This window comes from Hominilimicola sp., from assembly GCF_046972485.1.
Lineage (GTDB): Bacteria > Bacillota > Clostridia > UBA1381 > UBA1381 > Hominilimicola > Hominilimicola fabiformis.
This window is the reverse complement of sequence record NZ_JBKVWU010000045.1, coordinates 1-8,599: the sequence shown is the minus strand read 5'-3', so window position 1 is coordinate 8,599 and position 8,599 is coordinate 1. Positions and strand designations below refer to the sequence as shown.

General features: G+C 40.8%; 9 protein-coding genes. 1 reads left to right on the top strand and 8 read right to left on the bottom strand.

From position 1 onward, the window contains the following. From ACLTU0_RS06475 to ACLTU0_RS06455, 5 genes are all read right to left on the bottom strand, one after another. On the bottom strand, positions 1-1,237 hold a 1,237-nt coding region (locus ACLTU0_RS06475), incomplete at its 3' end, for an adenylyl-sulfate reductase subunit alpha (protein WP_412321705.1). A 16-nt stretch (positions 1,238-1,253) separates the two neighbouring features. Then, positions 1,254-2,312 carry an ABC transporter ATP-binding protein gene (locus ACLTU0_RS06470; protein WP_337599071.1) on the bottom strand — a complete coding sequence of 353 codons (1,059 nt, stop codon included), beginning with the start codon at positions 2,310-2,312 and terminating at the stop codon, positions 1,254-1,256. A 1-nt stretch (position 2,313) separates the two neighbouring features. Next, the gene (cysW, locus tag ACLTU0_RS06465; RefSeq protein WP_147514669.1) at positions 2,314-3,129 is read right to left on the bottom strand and encodes a sulfate ABC transporter permease subunit CysW; all 816 of its coding nucleotides are present in this window, start codon (positions 3,127-3,129) and stop codon (positions 2,314-2,316) included. Between the two features lies 1 nt (position 3,130). Then, positions 3,131-3,964 (bottom strand): sulfate ABC transporter permease subunit CysT, encoded by an 834-nt coding sequence (cysT, locus tag ACLTU0_RS06460; RefSeq protein ID WP_412321704.1) that lies wholly within the window; start codon positions 3,962-3,964, stop codon positions 3,131-3,133. Between the two features lie 13 nt (positions 3,965-3,977). Then, a complete protein-coding gene (locus ACLTU0_RS06455) occupies positions 3,978-5,009 on the bottom strand; it encodes a sulfate ABC transporter substrate-binding protein (RefSeq protein WP_147514671.1) in 1,032 nt (343 codons plus the stop codon). A gap of 370 nt (positions 5,010-5,379) precedes the next feature. Here ACLTU0_RS06455 and ACLTU0_RS06450 point away from each other — a divergent pair, with 370 nt between their 5' ends. After that, a complete protein-coding gene (locus ACLTU0_RS06450; protein WP_412321703.1) occupies positions 5,380-6,321 on the top strand; it encodes an L-lactate dehydrogenase in 942 nt (313 codons plus the stop codon). Here ACLTU0_RS06450 and ACLTU0_RS06445 read toward each other — a convergent pair. The 3 genes from ACLTU0_RS06445 to ACLTU0_RS06435 all read right to left on the bottom strand — a co-directional run. Beyond that, on the bottom strand, positions 6,307-6,933 hold the full coding sequence (locus ACLTU0_RS06445) for a precorrin-8X methylmutase (protein ID WP_337869404.1): 627 nt from the start codon (positions 6,931-6,933) through the stop codon (positions 6,307-6,309). The genes ACLTU0_RS06450 and ACLTU0_RS06445 overlap by 15 nt on opposite strands. After that, entirely contained in the window at positions 6,933-7,436 is a 504-nt protein-coding gene (locus tag ACLTU0_RS06440; RefSeq protein ID WP_118445982.1) for a cob(I)yrinic acid a,c-diamide adenosyltransferase, read from the bottom strand. The genes ACLTU0_RS06445 and ACLTU0_RS06440 overlap by 1 nt, the downstream gene beginning before the upstream one ends. Before the next feature lie 4 nt (positions 7,437-7,440). Then, positions 7,441-8,599, bottom strand: a 1,159-nt coding sequence (locus ACLTU0_RS06435) for a cobyric acid synthase (protein WP_412321702.1), incomplete at its 5' end; no start/stop codon positions are given.

Here is an 8,599-nt window from a genome sequence, read left to right as displayed (position 1 = left end):
GTTCAATGTCGCTTTCGTCAATCGCACTTATTTCGCCAAGTTCCGAAATTGCGGTAAGTGCCGCAATTTCGCCCTCTGCCAAAGCACCTGTAACGTATTTCTGCGGACAACCGCCTGCAACGTCACCTGCGGCATACAAGCCTTTTACGGTAGTCCTTCTCTTTGTATCCACCCAATAACCGCTCGCGGTGTGACCGCCTACAATATAAGGCTCTGTACCCTCTATTTCAACATTTTGCTCCGACGGATTTTTGCCGCTTTCAATCCATTTAAGAGTCTGTGACGGTGCCATATTCAGATAAGCCTTTTTCAAATCCTCGCTTGCCTCTTGGGATATACCCTCTGTACGAAGATAGCAAGGACCTCTGCCCTCAATATTTTCATTCACCGTTCCGTACACTCTCTCGGAGGTTGTAAGACCGTATTTTGTTTCGTAAACCTCTCCGAGCGAATTTATTTGCTTTGCACCCGCACCTTGTGCCAAAGTACCTGTCGGGGCGATTGTATCTTTACAGCGAAGTGCTATAAACCGCATTTCAAATGTCGTCATTTCCGCACCGGCTTTTATGCCCATTGCATATCCTGCACCCGTATTAAACGGCGGATACCACATTTTATGACGTGAAAATCCGGGATTATTCGGCTTGTAAAGACCTGCCGCACCGCCTGTTGCGATTATAACCGCTTTCGCTTCGATTATGTAAAACGTATCGTTTTCAATACCTATACCGTATGCACCCTTTATCCTGTTACCCTCAACCGCATAATCAATAATATTTACACGATTAAGCACCGATACATTTTCTTTTTGCAACGCCGCCTCTGCCAAAATAGGCTTTATATTTTCACCGTTGATTTTAAGGTTTCTGTTACCTCTTGTCACATACTTTCCGTTTTCGTCCTTCAAAATAACAAGTCCGAGTTTTTCAAGTCTGTCTACGACTTCATTCAGCTTTTCGGACATTGTAAGAAGTAAATCTTCTCTTACAATTCCGTCCGCGTCCTTTTTTGCATAATCAACGTAATCCTGCGGAACACGTCCCTCTGTTATGTATGCGTTAAGTGCATTGACGCCGGCGGCAAGACAGCCGCTTCTCTTTATATGTGCCTTTTCACATATAAGCACCTTAGCGTCGGAATGTTCTGCGACAGTAACCGCCGCATAGCAACCGGCAGTACCGCCGCCTATAATTAAAATATCTGTTTTTAATCTTTCGGTTTTCAATATATTTGTCATATAAACACCTCTTTTATCAGATTACCAATGAATCCTCCGAAATTGATTTATTGTCAAGCAAGTATGCCTTATCGCCTACCGTAACAAATATTCTGTACAAGAATACGTCAACTTCTTCACCGACTTCAATCGCCTGTTCGTCAAGACCGCGTCTGGCTTTAAGTTCCGTACCGTCCACGTCTACGACTACTTCTATACTGTCGCCTCTGAACAATACATTTTTCGTAACTCCGTGAGATGCGGAGCTTTTGTATTTCTGTACTTCGTTTTTCTTTGTCACTTTAACAAATTCAGGTCGTACGATTGCTTTTTCGGCATTTTCAATATGCTCAAAATTATGAAACTTTGAATAATCATCAACGAATGTTGTTTCTCCGAAAAACGATGCCGTAAATGCTGTTTTCGGATTGTGATAAATTTCAATAGGTGTTCCCGTCTGTTCAATTCTACCCTTATTTGTTATTATAATTTCGTCTGCAACTTCGATTGCCTCATCTTGGTCGTGGGTTACGAATATACTTGTAACTCCAAGCTTTTCAATCATTTCTCTAAGCCAGCTTCTAAGCTCTTTTCTTACCTTTGCGTCAATCGCCGCAAACGGTTCGTCAAGAAGTAAAAGCTGTGGATTAGGTGCAAGTGCTCTTGCGAATGCCACTCTCTGTCTTTGACCGCCCGAAAGCTGACTCGGATAACGTTTTTCCAAACCCTCAAGACCTATAAGTTTAATAAGCTCTCTTACTCTCTCGTCTATCTTCTTTTTATCGGCTTTCTGAACTCTAAGACCGAATGCGATATTATCATACACCGTCATATACCGAAACAATGCGTAATTCTGAAATACAAAGCCAATCCCTCTCTTGCTTGCCGCAAGGTCGTTTACTCTCACACCGTCGATTATAATATCTCCGCTGTCGGGAGTTTCAAGACCCGCAATCATTCGCAGAATAGTTGTCTTACCGCTGCCGCTCGGTCCTAAAAGACCGATAAGTTTACCCTTTTCAACGCCGAAGTTGACATTGTCCGACGCTTTATAATCGCCGAAGTTTTTATTTATATTTTTTAATTCAACGTACACTCTATTCCGCCTTCTTTCCTTTGTATTCAACAATACTTCTGATTATCAAAATAATCACTGCCAAAATCACAAGTATTGACGCTACCGCAAATGCCGGTACATATTTATTGTCGCCGAAAAGTATTTCAACCTGCAACGGAAGCGTATTCGTTTTACCTCTCAAATGTCCCGAAAGTACTGATACCGCACCGAATTCACCCATCGCTCTTGCCGTACAGAGTACCACTCCGTAAAGCAATGCCCATTTTATATGAGGGAATGTTACTTTTCTGAAAATCGTAAATCCGCTTGCACCCATAAGTGCCGCCGCTTCTTCCTCTGTCCCCTGTTCCTCAAGTATCGGTATAATTTCTCTTGATATAAACGGAAACGTTACAAATATCGTTGCCAATATAATTCCCGGTACGGCAAACACTACTTTTATACCGGCTTGCTGTAAATAAGGATAAAGCACGCTTTGTCTGCCGAATACCAATATGAATATCAAACCTGCTATAACGGGTGAAACCGTTACCGGAATATCAATAAGAGTTGTCAAAACCTTTTTGCCTTTAAACTGGAACATTGTCAAGAACCATGCCGCAAACAGTCCGAAGAATGTGTTTACAACAAGTGCCGACAAAGTCGCTTTTGCGGTAAGCTTTACCGCGCTTATCGTATCTTTATCAGTTATGTACTGAAAATATTTTCCTACACCGTTACGAAGTGCAACGGATATAACCGTATAAAGCGGAAGAATTAAGAATACAAATGCGAATAATACGCTGACGGCAATCAATATCCATTTAACAACCTTACTGCCTTCATTTTTCTGCATACTATCTTCCTCCTTTTAATATTTTTGTGTTTCTCGCCTGAATAAGATTTACAATAAACAATATTGCAAATGAGAATGCAAGCATCACAAGTGCTATTGCCGTTGCACTGTTATAGTCAAAGTCCTGTAATTCCGACATAATTATAAGCGGTGTTATTTCCGTTTCATAAGGCTTGTTGCCCGCTATAAAAATTACACTGCCGTATTCTCCTATACATCTTCCGAGTGCCAAGCCAAAGCCTGTAAGTGCGGGAGGAATTATTTCCGGTAAAACTACTTTACGAAATATCGTTCCTCTGTTTGCACCAAGCGCTCCCGCCGCTTCTTCATATGACGGATCAAGTTTTTCAAGTACAGGCTGTACCGCTCTTACAACGAACGGTATGCCGATAAATATAAGTGCCACTACAATTCCGATTCTTGTATGTGCAATCTTTATACCGAACGGTGCGAATAATTTTCCTATAAGTCCTTCTTCTGTTGTAAGGTTTGCAAGAGCCAAACCGGCAACAGCTGTCGGAAGTGCGAACGGAAGTTCAATCATTCCGTCAAGAACACGTTTAAGTGGAAAATCATATCTTACAAGCACCCAGGCAAGTATGACGCCCATAATCGAATTTATTATTGATGCGATAAGCGAAGTAAGGAAAGTTACCTTAAAACTTGCAAGAACACGCGGACGTGTAATTGTTTCGATAATATCGCTCAGGTGCATTCTTGATGTGTAAATCACGAGTGCCGCCAACGGTATAAGAACAACTAAGCTTAATATTGTAATTGTCACGCCCATTGAAAGTCCGAAACCGGGTATTACTCTTTTCTTCTTTGCTTTCATTTACATTCCTTCTTTACTTATCTGTTTTTTCATAAATGCGGTCAAATACTCCGCCGTCATCAAAATGCTTTTTCTGTACTTCGTCCCAACCGCCGAAGTCTTGTATTGTTACAAGGTTTATGTTAAGGTCAAATGTATCTGCATATTCGTTTAATATATCAGGATTTGACGGACGGTAGAAATTGTCGCCTGCAATTCTCTGCGCCTCATCGGAATATAAATAACTTAAATATTCCGTTGCAACATCTCTTGTACCTCTTTGGTCAACCACCGCATCAACTACCGCAACAGACGGCTGAGCCAAAATGCTTATGCTCGGCGTTACGATTTCATATTCATCGGGATTTTCCTGAACTGATAGGAACGCCTCATTTTCCCAAGCGATAAGTACATCGCCTTGATTGTTTTCAACAAATGATGTTGTAGCACCTCTTGCTCCCGAATCAAGTACAAGCACGTTTTCGTATAACTTCTTTATAAATGCCTCAATCTGTGTTTCGTCACCGTTGTAAAGTTTATCGGCATATGCCCAAGCCGCAAGGTAGTTCCATCTTGCACCGCCTGAAGTTTTCGGATTAGGTGTTATAACTCCGACGCCGTCTTTAACAAGGTCGCCCCAATCCTTGATATTTTTCGGATTGCCTTTTCTTACAAGGAATACGATTGTTGAAGTGTAAGGCGAACTGTCTTTGTCAAATTCATTTATCCAGCCATCCTCTATAAGTCCTGCGTCTTGTATTGCCTTTACGTCATATTCAAGCGCAAGCGTTACAACATCTGCCTCGTTTCCGTTTGCAACTTCAAGTGCTTGCTTACCGCTGCCGCCGTGTGACTGTATAACTTCAACGTCCTGTCCTGTTTGCCCTTTCCAATGCTCTGCGAAAAGTTCGTTATACGCACTGTATAATTCTCTTGTAGGGTCGTATGATACGTTCGTTATCGTAACCGACTTTTCTGTACTTGTGTCTGCACTGTTTCCGCAGCCTGCAAGTACCGTTACCGCCAAAATTGATGTTAATAATATACTAAAAATTTTCTTTTTCATAAATTCATTACCTCGCTATAATATAAAATTTATTTTTTTATCACCTCTGAGCCATACACATTCGGCAACACATCTTTCTATATACCATGCTTTTTCTGTTCAAATTTTCTCTCATAATCGTTGCCTCCTTTGTTATTCATACTTTTCCTATGGGATATAGGATTTTTAATGTCCTTATCTTACTCCTATATTGTCGTTTTGTCAACATTTTCATATAGTAAAAAAATTAAATTTTTTTCCTATATGTTTTATTTCGGACGACCGATGATCGTCCGCTACGAAATACTTATAAATTAAGAAAAGCAAAATTATCCGAATATAATTAATCATACTTGCAAATAATAACACAAAACGAAAGGCGGAAATTTTTATGTTAAGAGGAAAAATAGTAGTAGTCGGTGCCGGTTTTGTGGGTTCTACGACCGCATACACAATAATGCTTGACGGTTTTTTCAGAGAAATTGTATTGATTGACGTAAACAAAGACAAAGCCGACGGTGACGCTCTTGATATGGCTCACGGCACATCTTTTCTAAAGCCTGTAAGCGTTTACAGCGGAGATTGGAAAGACTGTGCCGACGCCGATATAGTCGTTATAACAGCAGGGGTAAACCAAAAAGTCGGCGAAACACGAATTGACCTGTTAAAACGAAATACCGAAATTTTTAAAAGTATAGTTGAAAATGTTATGAAGTACGCGCCGACAGACGTAATACTTCTTACCGTCACAAACCCTGTCGATATTCTGACGTATATCACCTATAAACTTTCGGGACTTCCTAAACAGCAAATTATCGGCTCGGGTACGGTTCTTGACACTTCAAGACTGAAATATCTTATCAGCAAACATACGGGAATTGATGCACGTTACTGCCACACATACATTATCGGTGAACACGGTGACAGTGAAGTTGCGGCATGGAGCATCACAAACATTGCCGGTATGAGTATGAAAAGTTTTTTTGAGCATTACGGCAAGTGTACAGATGAAGATTTACAAGCGATGTACAGCGAAGTTAAAAACTCCGCATACGAAATTATACAAAAAAAAGGTGCAACCTACTACGCAATAGCGACAGCAGTTGCACGAATTGTCGAATGTATTTCCGGCGGTGAAAATTCTGTTCTCACCATTTCAAGCGTCTTAAACGGCGAATACGGAATTGAAGATATTTCGCTCAGCGTTCCGACACAAGTTTCGGGTTACGGTGTTGAACGCATACTTGACGTTCCTTTTAACGAAACCGAACTTCAAGGCCTTAGAAGCAGTGCCAAAACACTTAAAGACAGCCTTAAATCAATCGGTTTTTAAATCATAAATAATTGCATTACAGATTGCGGCGGCCACATTTGAGCCGCCTTTTCTGCCTCTTGCTACTATATACGGCACACCCGATGTCATAATCAATTCTTTTGCCTGCACAACATTCACAAAGCCGACAGGTACACCGATTATCGCAATCGGATTAATTTGACCGTTCTTTATGAGTTTGTCAAGCTCTATAAGTGCGGTCGGTGCATTTCCTACAGCAAAAATCACGTCTTTTTCAAGTTTTGACGCTTTTTCCATACTCGCAACGGCTCTTGTAGTGCCGTTTTCCTTTGCGGCTTTTGCAACGTCCTCGTCGGACATAAAACAATGCACCTCTCCGCCGTATGACGCAAGGCGTTTTTTGTTTATTCCCGAACGTGCCATTTGCGTATCGGTTACAATATCCGCGCCGTTCTTTATCGCGGTCTTTATAATCTCAACCACGTTTTCCGAAAAGCACAAATTGTCAAGATAATCAAAATCGGCGGTTGTGTGAATAACACGTTTAACAATCGGTTTAATCGTTTTTTCTATATCGTGCGGAAGTTCGCTCTCTATGATTTCAAAACTCCTCTTTTCGATTTCTGACGGCAATACGTTTTCAAATTCCATTAATATTCTATCCCCTCTCTTGCAACAATTCCCTTGTCATATGGGTGCTTTATCTTTTTAATTTCAGAAATATAGTCAGCTCTTTCACAAAACCATTCATCAGGGTTTCTGCCCGTCATAACAAGCTCGCCGCCGTAATTTTCAACAATATTTCTCACACTCGCCTTATCAACCAAATCATAATTATATGACGCAAAAATCTCGTCAAGCACTATCATATCAAATTCATTCATATTATCAAGTGCATACTGTAAATTTTCGTTATGGCATTTCACGATATTTTCTTTGTCACTGTCGGACATACTTCTGAAAAAGCCGTAGTTTTTGTCACAGCGCATAACCTTTATATTCTCACACTTACCCAAAACTTCAAGTTCCCCCGTATACGAGCCTTTTAAAAACTGCATAAAAAGCACTTTTTTACCGTAACCGCCGCAACGCACCGCAAGACCGATTGAAGCGGTCGTTTTGCCTTTGCCGTCACCGCAATATATGTGTATCATTTTTCTACACCTCTTTGTTAATAATTTTGTATATCAAGTCCATATCAAGACTTTCACGCACCATATCGGCAAGCCTGTCATATTCACGTTCTTTCAGTTCCGCCATATCAATGCTCTTGATTTTTGTACTGTCTATACCCTTTTTGTCACACAAACACTTGATAATTTTATCGGCACACTTATCAAATATGCCGTGTACATAACTTCCGTAAACGTCGCCTTGTGAAATTCCGTCTTGCTTGCCGTTTGACAGCTTTGTCATACAAGGGACACTAAATTCACTTTTACCCATATGAATTTCATATCCCTCAAATTCAGTGCCGTTAAGGCTTTTTAGTGTCCCCGTCATGTTTTCAAAAACACCGTTTACTATCGTTCTTGTCTTTTCGGTTTTAAACTCCGTTTCCATAGGCAAAAGTCCCATACCGCGAACACTTCCGCCGTTTTCCACACCGTCTGTATCGGTGATTTTTTCACCAAGCATTTGATAACCGCCACATATACCGAAAATAGGGCATTTACTTTTTTTAACCGCCGCCTCAATACCGTTTTCCCTCATCCATAAAAGGTCGGCAACAGTATTTTTACTTCCCGGAAGTATAATCATATCGGGATTACCGATTTCACTCACATTATTAACATACCTTACCGACACACCGTCTATGCATTCAAACACGTTAAAATCGGTAAAGTTTGAAATTCGCGGAAAACGTACAACCGCAATATCAATCACATTTACAGTCTTATTTTCAAAACGTTCCGACAGGCTGTCCTCATCGTCAATCATAAAATGACCGTACGGAACAACTCCGACAACAGGTACATTCGTAAGATTTTCAATCATATCAAGTCCGGGACGCAGGATTTCCACGTCACCGCGAAATTTATTTATAATTGTCCCCTTAATTCTCGACTTTTCCTCATCATCAAGCAACATAACAGTTCCGTAAAGCTGTGCAAAAACACCGCCCCTGTCAATGTCACCGACAAGCAGAACAGGTGCGTCAGCCATTTTCGCCATGCCCATATTGACAATATCGTCCTGTTTCAAATTTATTTCCGCAGGACTTCCCGCCCCCTCAATAACGATTATATCGTACATTTCCGACAGTTTGTTATACGCTTTCACAATATAGGGTACAAGTTTCTTCTTATATTTAAAG